Genomic DNA, 22,457 nt, shown 5'->3' with positions numbered 1-22,457 from the left:
CAAGTATTCCGGCTTGTGCCGGCGAACCGTCGACAACTACGGTTAATGGCAACGCACCGAGCCCGGAATGGCCGGGGGCCGCCGGACCGGTACGGTCCGCGTGACCGGGTGATGGTGTCGGGGGATCGGTGGCATTGGGCCGTTGGGGGACGGCGCCACCTGAACCGGCGGTGCGCGGGAGCGACGCTCACGGGGGTGAGCGTCGCTCTCCGCCGCCGGTTCCGCCGCTGTCCGACATCTCCAGTTTCTCCGGCTCCGGCTCCGGCTCCGGCTCCGGCGCGGGTCGCCGAGCCCGGGTCTGCTCGCTGCGCAGCATCGCGGCGCGCCGCTCCCTTGCCGGTCCGGCCACCAGTTGGCCGACCGCCACCGCGACGCCGATCACGGCGCACCCGAGCCAGAGCACGGTGTCACCGGCGTACTCCCGGGTGAACCCACCGATGATCGGTGCGGCGAACGCTGCTGCCGACCAGGAGAGTGAGAAGACGCCCTGGTAGCGGCCACGCACTTCGGCCGGCGTCAGCTCGGCGATCAGCGTCGCGTTCGACGGCGAGTTGAGCATCTCGCCGATCGTCCAGACCAGTACCGTCACCGCGTAGAACCAGGCGGCGTCGGCGATCGCGGTGAGCCCGAATCCGACACCGACTATCACCGAAGCCAGGGCCAGTACGTGCGAGCGGTCGCGACCCGCGATCAGCCGGGGCACGAAGAGCTGTCCGGCGACGATGAGCACCCCGTTGAGCGCGATGACCGTGCCGTACGTCGCCGGGGCGAGCCCGTCGTCGGCCATCGCGATCGGCAACATCGCCACGTGCTGCATGAACACCAGCGCCAACGACAGGTTCAGCGCGACGAAGGCGAGGAAGACGCGGTCGGTGACGACCGTACGCAGTCCGGGTCGGTCGTCGCCGGCCACGCCGGCAACCCCGGCACTGGCAACTCCGCCACCGACGGTGCCGGCCGCACGCTGGCTGACCGGCCGGGTCTCACCGACCTTGACGAAGATGATCGCGGCAGTGAGCAGGGTGGTCGTCGCGTTCACCGCGAACAGCAGGACGAAGTCGAGTTGCGCGGCCAGTCCGGCGAGCACGGCCGCGCACGCGAATCCGAGGTTGACCGCCCAGTAGTTCAGCGAGAACGCCCGCAGCCGGTCCCGTGCCGGCACCACGTCGATCATCATCGCGCTGAACGCCGGCCGGGCACCCTCGTTGCAGACGCCGAGCAGGACCGCGCCGGCCACCAGCAACCACAGTGGCTCGGCAAGACCCAGAAAAAGCAGCACGGCCGCACCGCAGGCGTGGGCGGTGACCAGGGTGGGTCGGCGCCCCCAGCGGTCGGCGAGCGTCCCGCCGGCCAGGGTGCCAGCGGCCCCGCCGGCGCCCCAGGCGCCGATGACCAGGCCGGCCTGGGTCTCGGTGAGGCCGCGCTCGGCGGTCAGGTAGATGGCCAGGAAGATGGCGACGAACGAGCCGAGCCGGTTGATCAAGCTGCCGGTCCACAAATACCAGAAGGTGCCTGGCAGTCCGCCCGCGGTCTGCTCCAACCACACCCGCACGCCGCGCAACCAGCACCCCCGCCGTAATGGCCGTATCGAGCCCAGATCCTTACACCGTAGGGGCCGGCCCGGCCGGCGGGCATCCGATTTTCCACGTGGTGGTCGTCACCGCGGGCCGGCGCGCCCGGACCAGGCGGGTCCGGCAGGATGAGGCCATGACTGTGGGGACACTGGTGCTGCTCCGGCACGGGGAGAGCGAGTGGAACGCAAAGAACCTTTTCACGGGTTGGGTCGACGTGGATCTGACCGCCAAAGGCGAGGCCGAGGCGCGACGTGGCGGTGAGCTACTGGCCCAGCACAACCTGCTGCCCGACGTCGTGCACACCAGCGTACTGAAGCGGGCCATCCGCACCAGCGAACTGGCGTTGCACACCGCCGATCGCGGCTGGATCCCGGTACGCCGGTCGTGGCGGCTCAACGAGCGCCACTACGGCGCGCTGCAGGGCAAGAACAAGAAGCAGACCCTGGAGGAGTACGGCGAGGAGCAGTTCATGCTCTGGCGACGCTCGTACGACACTCCGCCACCGCCGATCGCGGACGACGACGACTGGTCGCAGGTGGGTGAGCCCCGCTACCGGGAGTTGCCACCCGAACTGATGCCGCGCACCGAGTGCCTGGCCGACGTGGTGAAGCGGATGCTGCCCTACTGGTACGACGCGGTCGTGCCGGACCTGCTCGCCGGCCGGCAGGTACTGGTCGCCGCACACGGCAACTCGCTGCGGGCGCTGGTCAAACACCTCGACGGGATCACTGACGAGGCGATCGCCAAGCTCAACATCCCGACCGGCATCCCGCTGCGCTACGACCTCGACGGCGCGTTGCGCCCGATCAACGCCGGCGGTGACTACCTCGACCCCGAGGCCGCCACCGAGGCCGCCGCGGCAGTCGCCAGCCAGGGGCGCTGACCTTACTACCCGGGCGACGGCAGGGGTACGGCAGGGTCTCGGCCGCTGTACCCCTGCCCGGGATCCGCGTCAGCCGGGCCCCCGGCCCTGCTGGGCCGTCGGTGTCGGTCAGTCGCCGGGATTGACCCCGGTGACGTGGTAGACCACCCGCCGTCCGGCATTGACCGCGTGGTCGGCGTACCGCTCGTAGAACCGACCGAGCAGGGCGCCGTCGATCGCCGTCTCCGCGCCGTAGGGCCAGTCCTTGCCGAGCAGGATCAGGAACAGCCGGCGGTGCAGCTCGTCCATCGCGTCGTCGTCGCTGTCCAGCTCGGCGGCGGTCTGCGCGTCCGGCGTACGCAGTACCTCGATCACCTTGGCGATCATCCGGTCGGCCACCTCGGCCATCTCGGAGAACACGCCGCGCAACTCGGCCGGCACGGCCGGAGACGGGTGCCGGCGCAGCGCGGTCTTGGCCACGTGATCGGCCAGGTCGCCCATCCGTTCCAGGCCGGACGCCACGTGCAGGGCGGTGATCACCATCCGTAGGTCGGAGGCGACCGGTGCCTGCCGGGCCAGCAGGTCACTGGCCCGCTCCTCCACGGTGCGGTACAGGGCGTCGATCTCCGCGTCGCTGACCACCACGAGCTCGCCGGCCTCGCGGTCGGCGGTGAGCAGCGCCCCGGTGGCCCGCTGCAGCGCGGTCTGGGCCGCTTGCGCCATCGACACCAGTAGGTCGCTGATTTCTTGCAGTTCGGCCTGGAACTCCTCGCGCATGATCGCCTTCCATCGTCGTGGCGGGAGGCCTCGCCATCGGAGTTCCCGCCGGGGCAGCTGTGCTTCCAGCCTCTACCAGATGTCGAGCACACCGTATGGCGGCGGTGGGGCGCCGAGGTGAACAGGGATGAACGGAATCAGGCGTACGTATGAACATCTGGCGATGGCGGCGAGATATGTCCTGTTCGGGTGGCCGCCCAGGTTAACAATGACCCTACGATCGCCCCGTGGATTGGGCGGTTCTCGCTGGCGGCACGACCGTCGGCGCCGGCGGCGGGCTGATCGCCGGGCTGCTCCTGGCGCGAGCCCGGGCGCGACAACTGGCAGCCGCCCGGGATGCCCGGCCGGGCGCAGACCGCATGCCCAGCAACGGGAGGCCGCCGATCGCCACCAACGACGCCTCTACCGCCGCGGCATCGACGCCGGACCGTGGACTGCTCGACGCGCTGGCGCGCAAGAGCCTCGACTCGCTGCGGGTCGGTGTGGTCGTGCTCGACCCCAAGGACATTCCGGTGCTGGTCAACCCGGCTGCCCGGGCGATGGGCATGCTGCGGGCCGGACCCACCGTGGGCACCATCGCCGCCCATCCGATCATCCGGACCCTCGCCGGGCAGGTACGCCGGACCGGGGTGCGCCGGGAGGTCGAGCTCGACCTGCCGCGTGGACGGGAAGGCGGGGCACAGGATCCGCTCGGCGTCCACCTACGGGCCGTCGGGCTCAGCGGCAACCACGTCGCGATCGAGGCCGCGGACGTGACCGAATCCCATCGGGTGGCCCGGGTACGACGGGACTTCGTGGCCAACGTCAGCCACGAGCTGAAGACACCGATCGGCGCACTGCAACTGCTCGCCGAGGCACTGCTGGACGCCACCGACCCGGACAGCGAGGTCGCCGATCCGTCGGACGACGTCGCGGCCGCCCGCCGGTTCGCCGAACGAATCCAGCACGAGTCGACCCGGCTCGGCCGGCTGGTGAACGAACTGCTGGAGCTCACCCGGCTGCAGGGCGCCGAACCGCTGCCCACCCCGGACCCGATCTCGGTCGACTGGGTGGTGGCCGAGGTCGTCGACCGGACCCGGACCACCGCCGCCGCCCGCCGGATCGACGTCGTCGTCGACGGGGTGCGCGGGTTGACCGTTTACGGCAGTGACACCCAGGTCGCGACCGCGGTCGCCAATCTGGTGGAGAACGCGATCGCGTACTCGGGCGAAGGCACCCGGGTGACGGTGACCGTGGCGCGCGGCGACGAGTACATCGACATCGCCGTCGCCGACCAGGGCATCGGTATCGCGCCGGACGAGGTCGACCGGATCTTCGAGCGGTTCTACCGGGCCGACCAGGCCCGCTCGCGGGCCACCGGCGGGACCGGGCTGGGTCTGGCCATCGTCAAACACATCGTCACCAACCATGGCGGTCGGGTCGACGTGTCCAGCACGCTGGGTGGGGGGTCGACGTTCACGTTGCGGCTGCCCACCAGCCCGCCGGACGAGGTCCTGCCGTTACCCGATTCGGTTGAGATCGAGGTCGGTCCGGCCGCGTCTTGAGCAGGTCTGAGTGATCAGGCCGGACACAGGGAAGGAAGATCAGTTGGCCCGCGTACTGGTGGTGGAAGACGAGGAGTCGTTTTCCGACGCCCTTTCCTACATGCTGCGCAAAGAGGGGTTCGAGGTGTCGGTGGCCCCGACCGGTACGGTCGCGCTCACCGAGTTCGACCGGACCGGTGCGGACATCGTGCTGCTGGACCTGATGCTGCCGGAAATGTCCGGCACCGAGGTCTGCCGCGAGCTGCGGCAGCGTTCCCGGGTGCCGATCATCATGGTCACCGCCCGGGACAGCGAGATCGACAAGGTGGTCGGGCTGGAGATCGGCGCTGACGACTACGTCACCAAGCCGTACTCGCCACGGGAACTGGTCGCCCGGATCCGGGCCGTGCTGCGCCGGCAGAACACCGAGGCGGTCGAGCCGGCGACGCCGACGTTGAGCGCCGGTCCGGTCCGGATGGATGTCGAGCGGCACGTGGTGACCGTCGACGGCGAGTCGGTCCAGCTGCCGCTCAAGGAGTTCGAGCTGCTGGAACTGCTGCTGCGCAACGCCGGTCGGGTGCTCACCCGTGGACAGCTGATCGACCGGGTCTGGGGGGCGGACTACGTCGGCGACACCAAGACCCTCGACGTGCACGTCAAACGGCTGCGCTCGAAGATCGAACCCGAGCCGTCGGCACCGCGCTACATCGTCACCGTCCGCGGACTGGGCTACAAGTTCGAGCCGTGATCCGTACCACTGCACCGGCGCGGTCGGGCCGACGGCGGTGGGCCCGGTCAGTCGGCCCGGCGGGCCGTCGGAGGGCGGCGGCGCGGGGTGGCGGGATGCGCGGCGACCAGGCCACGCCGGGACCGCGCGGCACAGAGTTCCGCCAACCGGGCGTACGCGGCCTTGCCGATCAACGCGGTCAGCTCCGGCTCGTAGGTGAGGTACATCGGCTCGGTGCCGACGTGCGCCTCCGGCGACGAGGTGCACCACCAGTCGAGGTCGTGCCCGCCCGCGCCCCAACCCCGCCGGTCGAATTCGGTGAGCGTGGTGACCAGCACCTTGGTGGCGTCGGGACGCTTGGTCCACTCCTGGTCCCGGCGAATCGGCAGTTGCCAGCAGACGTCCGGCTTGTACTCCAGCGGGTGCACCCCGTCACGCAACGCCTGCCCGTGCAGAGCGCAGCCACCGCCGCCGGGAAAGTCCGCGTCGTTGAGGAAGACGCACGGACCGTCGACGGAGCGGGTGGCGGTGCGCCGCGCCGGGTTCTTGCCGTCGATGGTGTCCATCTCGGTGTAGTTCTTGAAACCTCGCCGGTGGTGTTGCCAGGTCTGCGGGGTGAGCCGCTTCGCCGCAGCCTTGACCCGGGCCTCGTCGTCCACGTCGGTGAAGAACGCTCCGTGCGAGCAACAGCCGTCGCCGGCCCGGCCGGCGATGATGCCGTGGCAGGACCGGCCGAACACGCAGGTCCAGCGGGACAGCAACCAGGTCAGGTCGGCCCGGATCAGGTGCTTGCCGTCCGCCGGGTCGACGAACTCGATCCACTCACGCGGAAAGTCGAGCCCGACCTCCCGGCTGCGCGGATCGTCCGGGTCCTCGACCAGTACGCGGAGCTCGTCACGGCGTGCCACCTGGTCAGCCTACGCCGCGCCGAGACGGTGAGCCGGGCAAGCGGCCGGCCGGTCGCGTTGCCATAGGGTGATCGCATGCGGCTGGGTGTGCTCGACGTCGGTTCCAACACCGTGCACCTGCTCGTGGTGGACGCCCATCCCGGAGCCCACCCGTGGCCGGCCCATTCGGAGAAGTCCCTGCTGCGCCTGGCCGAGCAGACCGGGCCGGACGGCGCACTCACCACGGCCGGGGCGGACGCGCTGGTGGAGGCGGTGTCAGCGGCCCGCTCGTCAGCGGTGCGCTGGCAGACCAGCGACCTGATCGCTTTCGCCACCTCCGCGGTGCGCGACGCGGCGAATTCCGCCGCGGTGCTGGCCCGGGTGCGCGCGGAGACCGGAGTGCAGCTGCAGGTGCTGTCCGGCGCAGACGAGGCGCGGATGACCTTTCTCGCGGTCCGCCGCTGGTTCGGCTGGTCGGCCGGTCGGCTGCTGGTGCTCGACATCGGCGGGGGGTCACTGGAGCTGGCCTGCGGAGTCGACGAGGAACCGCATCTGGCCGAGTCGCTACCGCTGGGTGCGGGGCGGCTGACCCGGGAGTGGCTCGACGTGACGCCACTGACCGAGACTCCGCCACCCGCCCAACGGGTCGCCGACCTGCGCGACCATGTCGACGCCCAGGTGCAGCTGCTGGTTCCGCAGGTGCAGGCACAGGGCTGGGATCAGGCGGTCGGCACCTCCAAGACGTTCCGTACGCTGGCCCGGCTGACTGGCGCTGCGCCGTCGAGCGCCGGCCTGTGGGCCCCCCGCCGGCTGACCCGTACCGGGCTGCGACAGGTGTCCGGTTTCATCCGGCACATCCCGCCGGCAGAGCTGTCCGAGCTGGAAGGGGTCAGCGCCAGCCGGGGACACCAGTTGCTGGCGGGGGCGGTGGTGGCAGAGTCGGTGATGCGCCAGCTGGGCATCGAGTCACTGGACATCTGCCCGTGGGCCTTGCGCGAAGGGGTGATCCTGCGTCGGATGGCACGACTGGAGCTGATGTCCGGATAGCCGGCTCGGGACGGGGAGTGCCTCGTCGCCGATCGGCGCGGTGGGCGGGACCGGGCTAGGCTGGGCAACGTGACGTCCCCGGTCCCCGTGCTGCTTTCCAGTTCCTCGGTCTTTCCCGAGCCGACCGCGGCCGCCTTCGAGCTGGCCGCGACCCTCGGGTACGACGGCGTCGAGGTGATGGTCTGGACCGACGCGGTCAGCCAGGACGCGGGAGCGCTGCGCGGCCTCGCCCGTCACTACGGGGTGCCGGTGCTCGCCGTGCATGCCCCGTGTCTGCTGGTCACCCAGCGGGTCTGGAGTCCGGATCCATGGGAGCGGCTGCGGCGCTCGGCGGTGCTGGCCGAGACGCTGGGCGCGCAGACCGTGGTGGTGCACCCGCCGTTCAGTTGGCAGCGCGACTACGCCCGGACGTTCGCCGACGGGCTGCGGGCACTCGCCGAAGCCCACCCCGACCTGCGCTTCGCGGTCGAGAACATGTTCCCGGTGCGGATGGCCGGCCGCGAGTTCGTGCCCTATCAGCCGGGGTGGGATCCGACCACGGTCGGCTACGACGCCTACACCCTGGACCTCTCGCACTGCGCGGCGTCGCGGGCCGACGCGTTCGCCCTCGCCGACGCGATGGGCGGTGCGCTGCAGCACGTGCACCTCGGCGACGGTTCCGGGCTCGGCCGCGACGAGCATCTCGTCCCCGGACGAGGCAACCAACCCTGCGGCGAGTTGCTCGGCTCGCTGGCCCGTCTGGGGTTCACCGGTGCGGTGGCCGTGGAGGTGGCCACCCGGGGTGCGCGCAGCCGTACGGTGCGCGAAAGTGATCTGCGGGAATCGTTGGAGTTCGCCCGCCGGCACCTCGCCCGCACCGGCGAAGCCAGTCGCGACCACGCCACGACCGCCGACCGGCGGCCCTGAGCAGAAGGTCGCGGCCGGCGGGTCCCTGGCGGTGTGGGCGGTCAGGAGACCGGGACCAGGGCCTTGGCACCGACCGCCGCCCGCTTACGGGCCCGGTGCGCCGCCACGTGCGAACGGGTGGCGCAACGCTCCGAACAGAAGCGCCGGCAGCAGTTCGACGACGTGTCCAGATAGACGTTGCCGCACCGGGTGTCGGCGCAGACACCGAACCGGGCACTGCCGTACTCGCACAGCCAGACCGACAGGCCCCAGACCGCACCGGTGAGGTACTCCGCGCTGACCGACGCCCCCCGGCTGGTCACGTGCATGTGCCAGTCGTTCGAGTCGTGGCCGGAGATCCGTGGCTGCACCGGAAATGCCGCCAGCAGCGCGTTGAGCTCGGCGACCGCGTCGGTGTCGCGTCCCGCGGTACCGGCTTCGAAGACGTCCCGTAGCCGCTTGGCGGTCCGTCGGAATGTCGTCACATCGCGCTCGGTGACCTCCTCGCGCATCCAGGCGTGGTCGCCGTGGAACAGCGTCTTCAGGTCATCGAGGCCGGCCAGCGGGGAGTTGACCAGATCAACCGCGGTTCGCGCGTAGGCGTCGAAGTCCACCTGACAACCGTAGACGATTCAGTCCTCGCGGTGGGCGGCCACGTAGTGCGGCAGGAAGCGGGCGTACCCGTCGGTGATCAGCCCGTCGCTCTCCCGTAGCCCGGCACCGGCGGACTCGCCGGCCACCACCCAGCTACCCAGCACGAGGTGGTTCCCGTCGAACGTGGGTAGCGGCTGGAACTGCTGGTAGCACCAGCCTTCGGCGCCGTACTCGCCGGGACTGGCGAACTCGCCGGCCGGGGTGACGATCCGTACCGACGCACCCTCGCGGCCCAACAGCGGCTTGGCCACGTACTCCGGCATGTCCCGTGGCCCGTCGAGGTAGGCCGGTAGCAGGTAGGGATGGCCGGGGAAGAGCTCCCAGAGCACCGCGAGCAGCGCCTTGTTGGACAACAGCAGCTTCCACGCCGGCTCGATCCAGGTGGTCGGGGTGCCGGGTTCGAGCGCCAGCCGTCCGTACGGCTCGGCCAGCATCCACTCCCACGGGTACAGCTTGAAGCAGGTGGTGATCGGCCGGTCGGCGGCGTCGACGAACCGCCGGCCGTCCCAGCCGATGTCGAGCATCGGCAGCAACTCGATGTCGAGTCCGGCCTGGCGGGCCGTCTCAGCCAGGTAGCCGGCCGTCATCAGGTCCTCGCCGGTCTCCTCCTCGCTCGACCAGGTCACGTGCAGCCCTGGCTGGTACAGCCCGGCTCCGAGCTGTGCCCATGCCGCGACCAGCCGCTCGTGCAGGCTGTTCCACTGGTCCAGATGCGGGTACGTGTCCTCCAGCCAGTACCACTGCACGATCGCCGCCTCGACCAGCGCGGTAGGGGTGTCCGCGTTGTACTCCAGCAGCTTCGGCGGCCACGAGCCGTCGTACCAGAGGTCGAACCGGCCGTACAACGTCGGTGGTTGCTCGCGCAGCGACCGGGCCACCGCGTCGGCGGCCCAGTGCGGGATGCCGAAATCGGCAAACCGGCGGTGGGCGACCACGTGCTCGGCGGCGGCGACCGCCATCCGGTGCAGTTCCTCGGTCGCCTCCTCCAGCCGCAACACTTCCGGCAGATCAAGGGCGTAGCAGGCGGTCTCGTCCCAGTAGGACATGACGGAGCCGCCAGGCAGTTCGGTGTCGACGTACACCAGGCCCTGCGCGCGTACCGTGGCGTCCCAGTCCGGCCTGGGCCGGCAGGTCTGGCGGCGCATGCTCAGCCGCCGCAGGAGGCGAGGTGGGTGCCGAAACCACCCCGGTCGGGAACCGCGGCCGGCGCGGCCAGTGCCGCCTCGCCGCCGGTACCGGCAGCGACGGCCGGTACCGCCAGCGCCACCGCAGCCGTGCCGCCACCGGCGGAGGTGCCGGAGCGCATCGACCAGTCGTCGTCGCAGTCGTCGTCGGTCACCAGATTGCAGCCGGACAGGGTCAGGGCCAGCGCGGTGAGCGTGCCCAGTTGGACGCTGGTCGACCGCAGCCGGCGGGGGGAGGTCTTGTCCACGGCACTGTTGTAGCTCATCCGCGCACGTCGGGCACGACCGGGCAGGGCTCCCACGGCCGCGTCCGGGTCGTCACCCGTGCCTGTCCCCGCACGTCGCGACCTGTGCCCGCGCGGCTCCGTACGCCAACAGCTTGCGCGCTGCCCGGGCCGACCCGGGCGGCGGACGATACGCTCGCCCTATGCTTCGCTCGGTCATCCTCGCCGCGTCCCGGTCGGCCACGATCGAACGGCTGGTCGCCACCGCCCCGTTCAGCCGCGATGTCGTCCGTCGCTTCGTCGGCGGCACCAACATCGACGAGGCGCTGACCGCCGCCGCGGCACTCACCGGTGCCGGCCTGACCATCAGCGTGGACCACCTCGGCGAGGACACCGCGACACCCGAGCAGGCCAGCACGGTACGTGCGGAGTACCTCGCGTTGCTGGACGGGCTCGGTCGGGCCGGGCTGGCCGCCAGGTCCGACGTCAGCGTCAAACTGTCCGCGCTGGGACAGCGCTTCGACGAGCCGGTGGCGACCGAGCACGCGCGGGCCATCTGTGTCGCCGCGGCGTCCGTCGGCGCCACCGTGACGCTGGACATGGAAGACCACACCACGACCGACTCGACCCTGGACATCCTGCACGCGCTGCGTGTCGAACATCCGGACACCGGGGCGGTGCTGCAGGCGTACCTGCGGCGTACCGAGGCCGACTGCCGGGAGCTCGCCACCCCCGGCTCACGGGTGCGGTTGTGCAAGGGAGCGTACGCCGAGCCGGAGTCGGTGGCCTACCAGTCCGCGATCGACGTCGACAAGTCGTTCGTCCGCTGTCTGAACATCCTGATGTCCGGTCCGGGCTATCCGATGCTGGCCACCCACGATCCACGGTTGATCGCGATCGGCGAGGACCGGGCACGTTGGTTCGACCGGGCACCCGAGGAGTTCGAATTCCAGATGCTGTACGGGGTCCGTCCGGCGGAGCAGGTCAGGCTCGCTGATGAGGGCTACACGATGCGGATCTACCTACCGTACGGGACGGACTGGTACGGCTACCTGATGCGTCGGCTCGCCGAGCGACCGGCGAACGTGGCTTTCCTCGGTCGGGCCCTGCGTTCGCGCGGCTGACGACCGACCGTGTCCGTGGTTCGTGGCCAACCGGTTCGTGGCTAACCGGGGCGGATCGGGGCGCACCGGATAGCCGTATCATGCGGCGGGTGACGGACCCGGACCGCGAATGGGAGACCGACCGGCTGACTGACCGGCAGGAGGAGCCGGCCGCTACCTCGCCACCGGTGGACCCGCCCCCACCCCGTGCGCCGTCTCCAGTGGACATCTCGGCACCGGCCGCGGCGGATTCCCCGTCGCCGTCGGAGCCAGGGCCGAGCCAGCCGGCAGGTCCGCCGCCTGAGCGGCGTTGGCCGCTCTGGCCGGTGCTCGGCATCGTCGCCACGTTGCTGTTCTGCGTCGCACCGGTGGCCGGGGTGGTGGCCTTGGTCGACCGGCTGCCCGAGCCCGAGCCGCCGGCCGTGCCGGCGTCCACCGTGGCGCCACCAGCGGCCAGCCCGCTACCGGGTGATCCGGCCGAAATGACGCAGATCTGGTTGCGTACCCAGATCGAGGCGCTGCTCGACCAGCAGGCCGCAGCGCTACTCGCCGGAGACGAGCGGACCTTCTTGTCGATCGCCGCTGCCGGGTCGACGGCACGCGAGGAGTTGACCCGGCAGTACCACGCGTTGCGGGCGATGCGGGTGACGGCGTGGCAACCGGCGGTCAGTACGTTGCCGGTGCAGATCGATCCGGACGCTGACACGGTTTCCCCCGAGCCGACGGTGATCCCGACGCCGACCGCGGCACCGACGGCCACGGCCACGCCGGCACCGACGGCCACGGCCACGCCGGCACCGACGGCCACGGCCACGGCGACCGTATCGGCTGGCGGTGCCCACTGGCGGCTGCTGGTCAGCTACGAGCACTGCTTCGTCGTACCGTCGTGTCGGACCAGCCCGGTGGTGATCGGACAGCGGTGGACCACCGTGCATGGACGACTGCAGCTGATCGCGGTCGAACCGTCGATGATGCTGCAGGACGGGCCCCGGCCGTGGGAAGTCAGCGAGCTGGTGGTGGCGACCGGCAACCGTACGCTGGTCGCGACCACCCCGGCGTACCGTGACCTGCTGCCGGCGCTGCTGCGTGACGCCGAACAGGCGGCGCTGGTCGCCGACCGGTACGCGGTGACGGGCACCTTGCCCGACCGGTACCGCGTCTTCTACGCGGGCGAGGACGAGTGGTCGCACTGGTACGGCGGAAACCGTCCGCAGTGGACTGCCGGTTACGCGGTGGCGGTCGGCGGCGGGCACTACGAGGTGGTGCTCAACGGCACCGACCTGCGCGATGCGCTGCGGCCCGACCTGCTGCGGCACGAACTGACGCATGCCGCTTCGCTGCCCGACGGCGGCCACCGCGAGCGGGAGGCATGGTGGCTCATCGAAGGGCTGGCCGAGTACGCCGCCGCCGACGGACGCCCGGTGGTCCGCTACGAGGGATTGCCGAACGTCCGGCGGCTGGTGCTGGAACAGGACTGGCAGGGGCCGCTGCAGGGCATGGAGCCGACCGCCGAGACGGCCGACTGGCAGGTGGGGGCCGGCTACGGAGTGGGTTACCTGGCCGTGCGTCATCTGGTCGATCGGTTCGGTGAGGAGCGGCTGCTGATGTTCTTCCGGTCGGTGGTGCACGACGGACTGGCCATCGACGTGGCGTCCCGGCGGCATTTCGACCAGCCGTGGGAAGATCTGCACCAGGCATGCATCGACTACGTCCGGCAGGCCGCCGGATGAGCCACGGTGCCGTGCACCGGGTGAAGCGCCAGCGTACGGCCGTCGTGGCCGGCGGCGGCAGAAGTCGCCCGTCCGGGTGTCGGCGGGTGGCGCGGCATGATCAAATGACGGAACAGATCGCGCCGGTCACAGCTACCCCGTTACCGTACTGGTAACACGCGCGTTGCCCGTCGCGGCGTTTGAAGTGTCCCGCCGGGCGGCACGTGCCGGGGAATGGGATGGATCGGTGAACCATGGCAGGATCACCACAGTCCGAACAGTCCGAGGGCAGGCTGTCGGAGGTCAAGTTCCTGACCGTCGCCGAGGTGGCGAAGGTGATGCGGGTGTCGAAGATGACCGTCTATCGACTCGTGCACTCCGGTGAGCTGTCCGCCGTTCGGGTAGGCCGGTCGTTCCGGGTGCCGGAACACGCGGTGCACGAGTACCTGCGAGGTGCGTTCCGAGAGACCGCGTAGCGGTCTGCCTGGACGCTGCGGCGCCAGCGTGGCGACCGGCCGGTGCCGGGGCCGCGTTGGTGCTGATGACGCGTGCGGGCTAGGCTTGACGCCGGCCGTGCCATCGCCTGCGCGGGTGGGTGCACCACCAGCGTGGTCGGGCCGGTTGTCCAGATTCGGTTCCCGCCAGCGTCCCCGTGCGGCGCAGGAACCGACCCGCACTTCGTTGGGAAGGCTGTCGTATGGGCTCGGTGGTCAAGAAGCGCCGCAAGCGCATGGCGAAGAAGAAGCACCGCAAGCTGCTGCGCAAGACCCGCGTCCAGCGTCGACGTCTCGGCAAGTGACCGTGGCCGGGCTCCGGCCCGGCGCACACCCACCCCGGTCACCCGCCGGCATTGGGAGGGCCACATCGTGACGTCCCCGACCGTCGTGGTCACCGGGATCAGCCGCTTCATCGGTGCCCGCGTGGCGGGCCGGCTCGCCGCCGACTCCCGGGTCGGGCGGGTCGTCGGACTGGATGTCGCGAATCCGTCGCCGGATTTTTCCGACCTGCTCCGTGACGTCGATCAGGTGCGGGCCGATGCCGGTGCGGTCAGCAGCATCGTCGCGGACCTCGACGCGCAGGCCGTCGTGCACCTGGCCGTGGTCAGCGGACCGGATCAGCAGTACGGCGGTCGCGCGGCGATGAAGGAACAGAACGTCATCGGTACGATGCAGTTGCTCGCCGCCTGCCAACAAGCGCCGCAACTGCGCAAGCTGGTGATCCGTTCGTCCACCGCGGCGTACGGCGTGTCGTTTCGTGACCCGGCGGTGTTCACCGAGGACACCGAGCCCCGAGAGGTCCCTCGGGGCGGCTTCGCCCGTGACATCCTCGACATCGAGGCCTACGTACGCGGCTTCCGGCGTCGTCGGCCGGACGTCACCGCCACCGTGCTGCGGTTCGCGCCGTTCATCGGTGCCGCGGCACACACCAGTTTGACCCGGTACTTTGCCCAGCCGGTGGTCCCGACCGTCATCGGCCGCGATCCGCGACTGCAGTTCGTGCACGTCGACGACGCGCTCGAGGTGCTGCACCGGGCAGCCGTCGAGGACCATCCGGGGACGTTCAACGTGGCCGGGCCCGGGGTGTTGACGTTGTCCCAGGCGATTCGGCGGGCCGGCCGGTTGGGCGTCGGAGTGCCTGAGCCGGGGATGTCCACCGCCGCCGGCTTCACCCGGGTCTTCGGCGTGGGGCGGTACGGACTGGACCAGATCGATTTGTTCATCCACGGCCGGGTGGTCGACACCAGCCGATTGGCCCGCGAGTTCGGCTTCGTACCCCGCTCCACCGCGGCGGCGTTCGACGATTTCCTCCGGGCCCATCCGGACGGCACGGTACTGGGCCGGGATCGGCTGGCGGCGGCGGAGCGCGCGATCCTGGACGGCATCCGCCGGGTCCGTGGTGCCGATCGCGCCGAGCGCCATGGCTTGGAGCCGGCATGAGCACCGGTGACGTGCGTGCCGGGGACATCTGGGACCGGCGGGTCGCCGCCGGCCTGGCCTTCCTCCGCCGTCGACTGGCCGGCGAGTACGAGGTTGACGAGTTCGGGTTCGATCCGGACCTCGCCGAAGGGGTGTTCCAGCCGATTCTACGGACGCTCTACCGGGAGTGGTTCCGCACCGAGATCTTCGGGGTCGAGCACCTGCCGCCCAAGGGCGCCGGCCTGGTGGTGGGCAACCATTCCGGCACGGTCGCGCTGGACGCGATGGTGCTCACCGCGATCCTGTACGACGAGCACCCCGAGCACCGCCGCCTGCGGCTGCTCGCGGCGGACTTCGTCTTCCGGCTGCCGTTCCTGTCGGAGTTGACGCGCAAGTTCGGTGGCACGGTGGCCTGCAACCCCGATGCCGAACGGCTGCTCGGTGCCGGTGAACTCGTCGGCGTCTTTCCCGAGGGGTTCAAGGGCATCGGCAAGCCGTACGCACAGCGGTACAAGCTCCAGCGCTTCGGTCGGGGCGGGTTCGTGGCCGCGGCCATCCGGACCGGCGCGCCGATCATTCCGGTGGCGATCGTCGGGGCCGAGGAGACGTACCCGATGCTCGCCGACGTCGCCCCGCTGGCGCGGCTGCTCGGCCTGCCCTATTTTCCGGTCACTCCGACCTTTCCCTGGCTGGGGCCGCTGGGCCTGATTCCGCTGCCGAGCAAATGGATGATCGAGTTCTGCCCGCCGATCCAGACCACCGCGTTGGCCGAGCTCGCCGACGATCCACTGGTCGTCTTCAACCTCGCCGACCAGGTGCGGGAAACCATCCAGCAGGCGGTACACCGGCTGCTCGAACGCCGGCCCGATCCGTTCGGTCGCTGACCCGGCTCAGGTCAGCAGCGTGCGCAGGTCGAGCACCTGCCATGCGGTGCTCTCGCTGTCGCCGACCGACCACCAGAGCGTCCCGGCCCGACACAGGACCATGCCGACCCCGTCGGCCACCACGAACGCCTCGTCCCGCTCCAGGTCGTAGATGATCAGCTGCTGGGCGTTGGTCAGCGCGTTCGGGGCGGCCGAGCGGGACAACACCTCGAACCGGTCGAGCATGCCGACATCGATGGTGCTGGCGGTGACCGAACCATCACCGACGCGGCGACGGTCCGTACCGTCGGGGCGCATCAGGTCGATACGGCCCGGCCCGTCCGCCGCCAGCACCAGCACCCGGCACCAGGTCGGGCCGCAGGTAACCAGTTCGGTCGGCCCGGCCGGGACGTCGATTATCCGCCGCGCGTCGAGGTTCCGGACCCGGACCGGACCGGTTTCTCCGCTGCCGGCGCTGACCATCATCGGCCAGGCGGACAGCGACCAGGCGCCCGGGTCGGTGCGGACCGTGACGTCGCCGCCGCTGAGCGCGACCGAGCGCAGCTCGGTGGCGGGCTCCTCGCCGGGCGCGACCGCCACCCAGTACAGCCGCCCGTCATTGATCACCATGTCGTACTGGGAGTTGAAGAAGACCACGTCGCCGGTGTCACCGGTGAGTCGGCGCGGTGCTCCACCACCGTTCACGTCGGCCGCCCACATCTCGGTACGGCCGTGCCCGGCCTCGTCCGCGACCGACTCGGACCAGGCCAGCGTCGCCCCGTCGAGGGTGAATCCACCGTACTGCGGGGTGGCGGTCAGCGGCAGCCGGCGCAGCTCCCGGACGGACCCGTCCGGGGCCAGGACCACCAGTCGTAGCGCGGTTCCGTCCGGACTCGGGGCGGTGCCGACCGAGGTACCCGCGTCGATGAACAGGACCGGGCTGTACGCCGGGCCGTCGGGCAGGTTGGCGGCCAGGTCGGCGACCTCGGCGTCCGGCCAGACCTCGGCCAGCGTACGCAGTCCGCGCGGCTCGTCGGCCGACGGCGGACCGGCCTGCGGCAGCGCGATCAGCAGCGCGGCGGCCACCAACGCGGCGGCCAGACCGGCCAGGTGCCACGGGCCGGGGCGCCGGTGCCGCCCCGGCCGCCGACCCGGTGTCCCGACCTGCTCGGGCGGGCGTACGGTGACCGTCACACCGATGACCTTTCCTCCGTCCGGCGGCGGCGCATGGCCAGACCAGCCGTCACCACGCCGGCCAGGAACCCGGCGGCGACCGTCGACGGTACCGCGATCCGCGCCGCCTTGCGACCGGTCCGGAAATCGTGGATCGTCCAGCCACGCTCGCGCGCCTGCCGCCGCAGCGCGGCGTCCGGGTTGACCGCTGCGGCGCGACCGACCGCCGAGAGCATGGGTATGTCGTTGGCCGAGTCGCTGTAGGCGCTGCACCTGCCGAGATCCAATCCCTCGACCGCGGCGAGCCGTACCACCGCCTCAGCCTTCGCCGGGCCGTGCATCAGCTCGCCGACCAGCCGGCCGGTGTACGCACCGTCGACGATTTCGGCCACGGTGCCGAGCGCGCCGGTGAGCCCGAGCCGCTGGGCGATCACCCGGCCGATCTCCACCGGGGCGGCGCTGACCAGCCACACCCGCTGACCAGCGTCGAGATGGAGCTGGGCCAGCGCCCGGCTGCCGGGCCAGATACGCGGCGCCATCAACTCGTCGAAGATCTGCTCGGTGAGCCGTTCCACGTCGTCGATCCGCCAGCCGGCGACGAACGCGAGGGCGGCTTCTCTCGCTCGGGACATGTCCGCGGCGTGTTCGGTGGCCAGCAGCCGGTACCGGGCCTGCCGCCAGGCGAACTGGGCCAGGTCGGCGGTGGTGAAGTAGTTGCGCGCGGCCAGACCGCGGGCCAGCCAGTAGATGGAGGCGCCGCGGAGCATGGTGTTGTCGACGTCGAAGAAGGCAGCCGAGCGGGTGTCGGGGGTGGGTGGCGCGGCCGCCAGGTCGGCGGTCGCCCAACCTGCGGTGTGGCCGTAGGCATCCGTGCTGATGGTCACCTTGCGGGTGCGGCCCACCCCAATGTCACCCCCCGTCCGTCACCGGGACTTGCGTCCGCCACCGGTCTGTCGCCTTTCGCGAGGGTAGCTGGCCGGCCGGGGCGTGAGCGGGGGACCGGACGTCAACGGTCGGACGCCGGGGTGTCCTTCACCGCCGGGCGCGGGGTGTTCGGCAAGACCTGGTCGGCGCCGTCGACCTGTGGCTCGGCCAGTTCCGACGACGGCGAGCCGGTCGGCGGGGCATCAGGGGCGGCGGCGGACGATTGCCCGCTCCCGTCGGTCGCGGCCGAGGGCGGGCCGACGGATTCCGGCGCCACATCTGTCTTGCCTTCGCCAGCGGCGGCCTCACCCGGCAGTTCCGGCTGGCCATTGCCCGGTATCCGGACACCGACGCCGCCGGCATGTTCGCCAACGGTGCAGGTGGTGGGTAGCGGACCGAGCGCATCGGTTTCCAGCCCGGCTGATGTCGTACAGGCCAGCCCGTTGCGCAACGCCTGGGTACGGGCGCGGACCGCGTCCACCAGCGCCAGCGAGTCCGTGGCCCGCTCCTGGGTGACCGTACCCGCCGCAGCTAGTTCGCGAAGTACCGGTCGCTGGGTTGCGATGAAGGCGTCGACGGTGTCCAGCGGTCCGTGCTCACCGCGCTCGGCGGCGGCCGCGGTGAGCAGTTCGACGCCTTGCCGCGTCTGACCGTCCATGTCGTCGAGCACCGCGCGGAACGCGTCAGGCTGATCCTGCAAGGTGATCGCCTCGTCCAACCGGACCCGGGCGAAGCCGAGGAAGAGCTGGCCCCGGGACACGTCGGAGTGGGTGAAGGCGAGTTGCGCGCGTTCGGTGGACCGTTTCATCCCGTACAGAGTGTCGCCGGGCAGCGCCTGCTCGGTCGCGGCCGACATGCCCGAAACGGTGATGGCACCGAAGGCCACGGTGGCGATGACGACGGCCCGGGCACGTGCCCGCCCGATGGCGCGCCCGGGCACCACGGCACGGGCACGGCGCCGGACCGATCTGGATTCGGGCGCGTTGCCGCCGGCCGCCGCCGCAGCGGTGGCTCCGATCCCCTCCCGTTCGGCGGTGGCGATGAGGGTGGCGCGTAGATAGGCCCGGAAGCCGGGGTCCACGGCGCCCGTCGCCTGGGGTGGCAGCTCGGACATCCGACGTCCGAGATCCGTGAGCGGGGCCAGTTCCTCGTCCAACGGGTCACGGACGTGGCGCCGCCCACCACCGTCTCCCCGATCGAGAAGTTGTGCGAAACGCTCGGCGCGGCGACGCAAGAGCTTGAGCTTGCTCATCGCGGGCCCCTCCCTTTGCAGGTCACGGCTTGTGCGGCGGGGTGTCGCCGCCGTCCGATGCGACCACGGCCAGGGTCGTTGGGGAGGTGTCCCGCACGGACCCGGGTACGTCGCCGGATGGCTGACCTCGCAAGGGCACCACCGGTCGCACCCCGTGAAACGGCTGAGTGGCCAGTTGGGTTACGGGCCGGCGCGGGGAATCCTCACTACGCGTGACCGATGCCAGAGCCTCAGGCGCGACCGCTACGCCTGGAAGCCGTCGGGCAGCAGCCGGGCCAGCGCGCGTACCGCACGGTACTGCAGCGCCTTGATCGCACCTTCGTTCTTGCCCATCGCCCGCGCGGTCTCGGCGACCGAGAATCCTTGCAGGAAGCGCAGGACGATGCATTCCTGCTGCTCGGGATTGAGCTGCTTGACCGCGGTCAGCAGAGCGACGTTCGTGATGTGGTCCACGACGGCGGCTTCCGGGCTGCCTTCCGGCCCACGATCCTCGCGCTCTGCATCCAGAACATCACCCGTAGTAACTTCGAGGCGGTACCTTCCGGACTTGAAGTGGTCCGCGACCAGGTTGCGGGCGATCGTCACCAGCCAGGCGCCGGGGTCACGGCCCTGCCAGGTGAAGCTGCCGATGCGCTTGAGCGCACGCAGGAACGTGTCCGAGGTCAGGTCCTCGGCCAGTTGCCGATTGCCGACCCGGAAGTAGATGAACCGGAAGACCGTGTCGAGGTACCGGTCGTAGATCAGCCCGAACGCCTCGGTGTCCCCGGCCTGCGCTCGCTCGACCAGCGCCCACACCTCCCGGGCCGGGTCGGATTCGTCGGGACGGTCCGGGTAGTTGCCCGGCGGTGCGCCGCGGCGGCGGTCCTGGTCCGGCACCACCGGCAGGACGGCCGTCTCCGCGTCGTTGCCGCCCGGCTGGGTAGGCATCGTCGGCCGGGCCGGGGTCGCCACCGCGCCACCCATCGGCTTGGCGTTGGTGCCCGGCTGGTGCCGGGTCGGCACCTCGTTCGGGTGGGTGCGTTGTCTGGCCCGCCTGGTGTTGCCGTCGCCGCGCAGGGTGATGCTGAGCATCTCGTCCATCGAGGCACGTAGCAGCCGGAGCCCTTGGGTCAGGGCGACCTGGGCGCCGTGCACCTCGCGACTGACCGCTGGGTAGACGAGTCGGGGGGAGTAGACACTCATGGGGCGTCCTCCGTTCGTGCCCGTGGCGATCCGGCCGGGTGGCTGGCCCGGGCACCTGGCTCGGTGGGATGGGTGCCGTTGCTGGCACGATCCGTCACGCCGGTGACGTGTGTCGCCGACCGACACACCTCCCTGAGGTGCTGGTGCGGTGCATTAACGGGCACGGCGGGCCTCCTCGGGCTGAGGGGTGGCGACTCACGGCAAAACGGGTGAGCCGACCCAAGGCGATGATAGGGCCAACGTCACCCAGGCGTGTGGAGTCCGTTACACAACGACGAAGTATTTCCGTCGGCCATCTCGGGATATCGCACACTCTGTGCGCTGTCAGCTACCCGACGCACGCGCTGTCGGTAACCGGTACGCTGCTCGGGCGTGTCGCGTCCGACCGTGAGGAGACCGGTGAGCCAGTCACGACTGACCCTGATCACCCGACCCGGCTGCCACTTGTGCGAGGCCGCCCGCGAGGCGATCACCCGGGTGGCGCGGCAGACCGGCGACCGGTGGTCCGAACTCGATGTCACCACCGATTTCGAGTTGGAACGTGAGTACGGCGAACGCCTGCCGGTGGTGCTGCTCGACGGGCGCGAGCACGGCTACTGGCGGGTCGAAGAGGACCGGTTGCTGGCCGACCTGCGCCAGGGACGCCGGTCGTGACCGGTTGCCATCTCGTCTGGGACTGGAATGGCACCCTGCTCGACGATCTGGCGTTGGTGGTCGCCTCGACCAACCACGCGATCGCCACCGTCGACGGGCCGGTCCTCACCGCCGAACAGCACCGGACCGCGTTCCGACGGCCGGTCGCCGACTACTACGCCGAGGTGCTCGGCCGAGTGGTGGACGCGGAGGAGTTCGGCCGACTGGACCGGATCTTCCACGACGCCTACCGGGCCGGGCTGACCACGTGCGCCCTCGCCGAGGACGCGGAACGGGCATTGCGCGGCTGGGCGGGTACCCAGTCGTTGCTGTCGATGTGGTTCCACGACGAACTGGTGCTACTGGTCGAGACGTACGGGCTGTCCGCCACCTTCCGTCGCATCGACGGGCTGCGGACCGAGGTCGGCGGCGACCGTAAGGCCGCCCACCTCGACCAGCACCTGTCCCAGCTCGGCGTGGACCCGGTCACCACGGTGCTCATCGGCGACTCGATCGACGACGCCGACGCCGCCGAGGCGGTAGGTGCGAGTTGCGTCCTGTACACGGGCGGTTTCACCGACCCGGACCGGCTACGGGCCCGTGGTGTTCCGGTGGCGGAGAGCCTCACCGACGCGGTCCGGCTGGCCGGCGGTCATCCGGGCCAGGGCGGTATCGGCCGTCAGCTGCGCAGATAGGTCAGCACCGCGAGTACCCGCCGGTGCTGCTCGATGTCCGGCGGCAGCTGCAGCTTCGTGAAGATGTTGTGGACGTGCTTCTCGACCGCGCCATCGCTGACCACCAGCAGCCGCGCGATCGCACCGTTGGACCGTCCCTCGGCCATCAGGCCGAGCACCTCGCGCTCACGGGGAGTCAGGTCACGCAACGGATCGTCCCGGCGGCGGCGGACCAGTAACTGGCTGACCACCTCCGGATCGAGCACGGTGCCGCCACCGGCCACCCGGCCCAGCGCGTCGAGAAACTCGGCGATCGCCGCGACCCGGTCCTTGAGCAGATAGCCCACCGCACCGGCCCGGTCGGCGAGCAGGTCGTCGGCGTACGACACCTCGACGTACTGGGAGAGCACCAGCACCGGCGCGCCCGGCAGCCGGCGGCGGATCTCCACGGCGGCCCGCAGCCCTTCGTCGGTGTGCGACGGCGGCATCCGCACATCGACGATGGAGACGTCCGGACGATGCTCGACGACCGCCGCGACCAGCGCCGGTCCGTCCGCGACCGCCGCCACCACGTGGTGGCCGTGCTCGGTGAGCAGGCGGATGAGACCTTCTCGCAGGAGCACGGCGTCGTCGGCGATCACTACCCGCATGGCATTGATGTCTACCAGCACCGGCCGGCCGGCT

The 22,457-nt window shown here is 70.8% G+C and carries 23 protein-coding genes and 1 pseudogene; 13 read left to right on the top strand and 11 right to left on the bottom strand.

Annotated features, from left to right (window positions below; translation table 11 throughout):
* Positions 1-187: 187 nt before the first annotated feature.
* Positions 188-1,561, bottom strand: coding sequence for an MDR family MFS transporter (locus tag ACN27F_RS14220; protein WP_421433899.1), 1,374 nt, complete (start codon positions 1,559-1,561; stop codon positions 188-190).
* A 146-nt stretch (positions 1,562-1,707) separates the two neighbouring features.
* On the opposite strand from ACN27F_RS14220, the gene ACN27F_RS14215 reads away from it, so the two are divergent.
* Entirely contained in the window at positions 1,708-2,457 is a 750-nt protein-coding gene (locus tag ACN27F_RS14215; protein WP_421433898.1) for a phosphoglyceromutase, read from the top strand.
* A 108-nt stretch (positions 2,458-2,565) separates the two neighbouring features.
* Here ACN27F_RS14215 and phoU read toward each other — a convergent pair whose 3' ends face one another.
* The gene (gene phoU / locus ACN27F_RS14210; protein ID WP_421433897.1) at positions 2,566-3,213 is read right to left on the bottom strand and encodes a phosphate signaling complex protein PhoU; all 648 of its coding nucleotides are present in this window, start codon (positions 3,211-3,213) and stop codon (positions 2,566-2,568) included.
* 227 nt (positions 3,214-3,440) lie between these two features.
* Between phoU and ACN27F_RS14205 the strand changes: the two genes are divergently transcribed.
* Both ACN27F_RS14205 and ACN27F_RS14200 read left to right on the top strand, forming a co-directional pair.
* Entirely contained in the window at positions 3,441-4,757 is a 1,317-nt protein-coding gene (locus ACN27F_RS14205) for a sensor histidine kinase (protein ID WP_421433896.1), read from the top strand.
* Between the two features lie 43 nt (positions 4,758-4,800).
* Positions 4,801-5,484, top strand: coding sequence for a winged helix-turn-helix domain-containing protein (locus ACN27F_RS14200; protein WP_421433895.1), 684 nt, complete (start codon positions 4,801-4,803; stop codon positions 5,482-5,484).
* A 47-nt stretch (positions 5,485-5,531) separates the two neighbouring features.
* Here the strand turns inward: ACN27F_RS14200 and ACN27F_RS14195 are convergent, their stop codons facing one another.
* A complete protein-coding gene (locus ACN27F_RS14195) occupies positions 5,532-6,371 on the bottom strand; it encodes a hypothetical protein (RefSeq protein WP_421433894.1) in 840 nt (279 codons plus the stop codon).
* Positions 6,372-6,446: 75 nt separating this feature from the next.
* Between ACN27F_RS14195 and ACN27F_RS14190 the strand changes: the two genes are divergently transcribed.
* Entirely contained in the window at positions 6,447-7,397 is a 951-nt protein-coding gene (locus ACN27F_RS14190; RefSeq protein WP_421433893.1) for a Ppx/GppA phosphatase family protein, read from the top strand.
* 69 nt (positions 7,398-7,466) lie between these two features.
* Complete coding sequence (locus tag ACN27F_RS14185; protein ID WP_421433892.1) at positions 7,467-8,303, top strand: sugar phosphate isomerase/epimerase family protein; 837 nt, start codon at positions 7,467-7,469, stop codon at positions 8,301-8,303.
* 41 nt (positions 8,304-8,344) lie between these two features.
* On the opposite strand, the gene ACN27F_RS14180 is transcribed toward ACN27F_RS14185, so the two are convergent.
* The 3 genes from ACN27F_RS14180 to ACN27F_RS14170 are packed head-to-tail and all read right to left on the bottom strand — an operon-like array spanning position 8,345 to position 10,386.
* Positions 8,345-8,896 (bottom strand): CGNR zinc finger domain-containing protein, encoded by a 552-nt coding sequence (locus tag ACN27F_RS14180; RefSeq protein ID WP_421433890.1) that lies wholly within the window; start codon positions 8,894-8,896, stop codon positions 8,345-8,347.
* 18 nt (positions 8,897-8,914) lie between these two features.
* Positions 8,915-10,081 (bottom strand): glutathionylspermidine synthase family protein, encoded by a 1,167-nt coding sequence (locus ACN27F_RS14175; RefSeq protein ID WP_421433888.1) that lies wholly within the window; start codon positions 10,079-10,081, stop codon positions 8,915-8,917.
* A 2-nt stretch (positions 10,082-10,083) separates the two neighbouring features.
* Positions 10,084-10,386 carry a hypothetical protein gene (locus ACN27F_RS14170; protein ID WP_421433886.1) on the bottom strand — a complete coding sequence of 101 codons (303 nt, stop codon included), beginning with the start codon at positions 10,384-10,386 and terminating at the stop codon, positions 10,084-10,086.
* Between the two features lie 161 nt (positions 10,387-10,547).
* Here ACN27F_RS14170 and ACN27F_RS14165 point away from each other — a divergent pair, with 161 nt between their 5' ends.
* From ACN27F_RS14165 to ACN27F_RS14140, 6 genes are all read left to right on the top strand, one after another.
* A complete protein-coding gene (locus ACN27F_RS14165; RefSeq protein ID WP_421433885.1) occupies positions 10,548-11,468 on the top strand; it encodes a proline dehydrogenase family protein in 921 nt (306 codons plus the stop codon).
* Between the two features lie 89 nt (positions 11,469-11,557).
* A complete protein-coding gene (locus ACN27F_RS14160) occupies positions 11,558-13,177 on the top strand; it encodes a hypothetical protein (protein ID WP_421433883.1) in 1,620 nt (539 codons plus the stop codon).
* Between the two features lie 233 nt (positions 13,178-13,410).
* Entirely contained in the window at positions 13,411-13,632 is a 222-nt protein-coding gene (locus tag ACN27F_RS14155) for a helix-turn-helix domain-containing protein (protein ID WP_421433882.1), read from the top strand.
* 221 nt (positions 13,633-13,853) lie between these two features.
* Positions 13,854-13,955, top strand: coding sequence for a 30S ribosomal protein bS22 (locus ACN27F_RS14150; protein ID WP_007465623.1), 102 nt, complete (start codon positions 13,854-13,856; stop codon positions 13,953-13,955).
* Between the two features lie 67 nt (positions 13,956-14,022).
* Positions 14,023-15,093 (top strand): NAD-dependent epimerase/dehydratase family protein, encoded by a 1,071-nt coding sequence (locus tag ACN27F_RS14145; RefSeq protein WP_421433880.1) that lies wholly within the window; start codon positions 14,023-14,025, stop codon positions 15,091-15,093.
* Positions 15,090-15,956 (top strand): lysophospholipid acyltransferase family protein, encoded by an 867-nt coding sequence (locus ACN27F_RS14140; protein ID WP_421433878.1) that lies wholly within the window; start codon positions 15,090-15,092, stop codon positions 15,954-15,956. Before ACN27F_RS14145 ends, ACN27F_RS14140 begins: the two co-directional genes overlap by 4 nt.
* Before the next feature lie 6 nt (positions 15,957-15,962).
* Here the strand turns inward: ACN27F_RS14140 and ACN27F_RS14135 are convergent, their stop codons facing one another.
* The 4 genes and pseudogenes from ACN27F_RS14135 to ACN27F_RS14120 form a co-directional block, all read right to left on the bottom strand.
* A complete protein-coding gene (locus tag ACN27F_RS14135) occupies positions 15,963-17,129 on the bottom strand; it encodes a hypothetical protein (RefSeq protein WP_421433877.1) in 1,167 nt (388 codons plus the stop codon).
* The gene (locus ACN27F_RS14130) at positions 17,126-18,010 is read right to left on the bottom strand and encodes an HAD family hydrolase (RefSeq protein ID WP_421433875.1); all 885 of its coding nucleotides are present in this window, start codon (positions 18,008-18,010) and stop codon (positions 17,126-17,128) included. Before ACN27F_RS14130 ends, ACN27F_RS14135 begins: the two co-directional genes overlap by 4 nt.
* 398 nt (positions 18,011-18,408) lie before the next feature.
* Positions 18,409-19,284 (bottom strand): annotated as a pseudogene (locus ACN27F_RS14125) (DUF5667 domain-containing protein); the annotation flags it as partial.
* A 243-nt stretch (positions 19,285-19,527) separates the two neighbouring features.
* Positions 19,528-20,466: an ECF subfamily RNA polymerase sigma factor, BldN family gene (locus tag ACN27F_RS14120; protein WP_421433874.1), complete on the bottom strand. Its 939-nt coding sequence runs from the start codon at positions 20,464-20,466 to the stop codon at positions 19,528-19,530.
* 399 nt (positions 20,467-20,865) lie between these two features.
* Between ACN27F_RS14120 and ACN27F_RS14115 the strand changes: the two genes are divergently transcribed.
* Entirely contained in the window at positions 20,866-21,120 is a 255-nt protein-coding gene (locus tag ACN27F_RS14115; protein ID WP_421433872.1) for a glutaredoxin family protein, read from the top strand.
* On the top strand, positions 21,117-21,794 hold the full coding sequence (locus ACN27F_RS14110) for an HAD family hydrolase (RefSeq protein ID WP_421433871.1): 678 nt from the start codon (positions 21,117-21,119) through the stop codon (positions 21,792-21,794). Before ACN27F_RS14115 ends, ACN27F_RS14110 begins: the two co-directional genes overlap by 4 nt.
* Here the strand turns inward: ACN27F_RS14110 and ACN27F_RS14105 are convergent.
* Positions 21,779-22,423 (bottom strand): response regulator, encoded by a 645-nt coding sequence (locus ACN27F_RS14105; RefSeq protein WP_421440196.1) that lies wholly within the window; start codon positions 22,421-22,423, stop codon positions 21,779-21,781. The two genes, ACN27F_RS14110 and ACN27F_RS14105, sit on opposite strands and share 16 nt — an antisense overlap.
* Between the last annotated feature and the right edge of the window lie 34 nt (positions 22,424-22,457).

The sequence above is a fragment of the Solwaraspora sp. WMMB335 genome, from assembly GCF_049179075.1.
In the GTDB taxonomy this organism is placed as follows: domain Bacteria; phylum Actinomycetota; class Actinomycetes; order Mycobacteriales; family Micromonosporaceae; genus Micromonospora_E.
This window is presented reverse-complemented; position numbering and strand designations above follow the sequence as displayed.

What these genes read in the sequence shown, in the direction of transcription:
- ACN27F_RS14120 (WP_421433874.1), bottom strand. Translation starts at nt 20,466, where the DNA reads ATGAGTGTCTACTCCCCCCGACTCGTCTACCCAGCGGTCAGTCGCGAG.
- ACN27F_RS14140 (WP_421433878.1), top strand. Translation starts at nt 15,090, where the DNA reads ATGAGCACCGGTGACGTGCGTGCCGGGGACATCTGGGACCGGCGGGTC.
- ACN27F_RS14165 (WP_421433885.1), top strand. Translation starts at nt 10,548, where the DNA reads ATGCTTCGCTCGGTCATCCTCGCCGCGTCCCGGTCGGCCACGATCGAA.
- ACN27F_RS14150 (WP_007465623.1), top strand. Translation starts at nt 13,854, where the DNA reads ATGGGCTCGGTGGTCAAGAAGCGCCGCAAGCGCATGGCGAAGAAGAAG.
- ACN27F_RS14170 (WP_421433886.1), bottom strand. Translation starts at nt 10,386, where the DNA reads ATGAGCTACAACAGTGCCGTGGACAAGACCTCCCCCCGCCGGCTGCGG.
- ACN27F_RS14105 (WP_421440196.1), bottom strand. Translation starts at nt 22,423, where the DNA reads ATGCGGGTAGTGATCGCCGACGACGCCGTGCTCCTGCGAGAAGGTCTC.
- ACN27F_RS14175 (WP_421433888.1), bottom strand. Translation starts at nt 10,081, where the DNA reads ATGCGCCGCCAGACCTGCCGGCCCAGGCCGGACTGGGACGCCACGGTA.
- phoU (WP_421433897.1), bottom strand. Translation starts at nt 3,213, where the DNA reads ATGCGCGAGGAGTTCCAGGCCGAACTGCAAGAAATCAGCGACCTACTG.
- ACN27F_RS14155 (WP_421433882.1), top strand. Translation starts at nt 13,411, where the DNA reads ATGGCAGGATCACCACAGTCCGAACAGTCCGAGGGCAGGCTGTCGGAG.
- ACN27F_RS14215 (WP_421433898.1), top strand. Translation starts at nt 1,708, where the DNA reads ATGACTGTGGGGACACTGGTGCTGCTCCGGCACGGGGAGAGCGAGTGG.
- ACN27F_RS14190 (WP_421433893.1), top strand. Translation starts at nt 6,447, where the DNA reads ATGCGGCTGGGTGTGCTCGACGTCGGTTCCAACACCGTGCACCTGCTC.